The sequence below is a fragment of the Bacteroides sp. ET336 genome, assembly GCF_024733815.1.
Classification (GTDB): domain Bacteria; phylum Bacteroidota; class Bacteroidia; order Bacteroidales; family Bacteroidaceae; genus Phocaeicola; species Phocaeicola cellulolyticus.
Genome location: NZ_JANRHK010000045.1, coordinates 1 through 977, shown reverse-complemented (window position 1 = coordinate 977; position 977 = coordinate 1). Strand labels below are relative to the sequence as shown.

The following is a 977-nucleotide window of genomic DNA, read 5'->3' as shown; positions in this document are numbered from 1 at the left end:
TGGCCGACCTCATGGCAAGCCTGGCAACGGCCATCCCCCCGTCCGCGGGCGGCGTGGCAGGCGTGGCGGGCAGCATACTCAAGGGCATGGCCCCGTCCGTGAAGGTGCACGGCCAGTGGATCGCCCAGGCGGGCATCGGCATCGTGCACCTGCCGGCGTACGTCCTGCATTCCGCCCCGCTGGTCAGCGGCATGTCCGAGTCCGAGATGTGGATGGGCAGCTCGACGGTACTGGCGGACGGCGCCCCCTGTTCCGCCCTGACGCATCCGGCCCTCTCCTGCAACATAGTGGGAATACCGACCGTCCCCCGCAAGGGCAAGCCCAAGAAGGTCAGCAAGGCGCTGATGGCCCCCACCTCCATGCTGTCCACCATCACCTCGGCGGGCAAGCCGGTGCTTGTCGGAGGCCCGCCCACCATCGACATGTTCGCCCTGGCCCTGAAATTCGGCCTCAAGGGACTGGGTAAGTTATGGAAAAAGCTGGGCGACAAGTTCCAGGACCTGATTGACAGGCTGAGACAGAAAGGAAAGAACAGGCTGGCGGACATTCTCCAGCCCATCAAGTGCAAGACGTTCGGCGAGCCGGTGGATGCCGCCACAGGCAGGGTGTACCACACCAACGTGGACTTCGAGCTTCCCGGCCCCATCCCCATCGTCTGGGAGCGCACCTATTACAGCGATGCCGCCGTGGACGGGCCGCTGGGCTACAACTGGCACCACAGCTACAATCTGGGCATACGCCGTCTGGAGGAAGAGGCGTTCCTTTTCCGCCACGCCGACGGGCGCGAGTCCTTCCTGCCCGTACTGGAACCGGGCGGTTCCTATTTCGACCGCAAGGAACAGCTTCTCTGGACACTCGACGCACAGGGCTATTTACTCACCGACATCCGGGGGCTCCAATACCGTTTCGGCGAGCCGGAAAACCGTTTCGGATACCGCATGGTGTCTGAGATTTCCACCAAAGACGGGTTCCGCATC

Annotated in this window: 1 protein-coding gene; it reads left to right on the top strand. The window is 63.7% G+C overall.

Annotated elements, in window-relative coordinates; all coding sequences use genetic code 11:
- A partial coding sequence (locus NW213_RS16720; protein WP_258323472.1) for a DUF6531 domain-containing protein occupies positions 1-977 on the top strand: 977 nt, incomplete at both ends.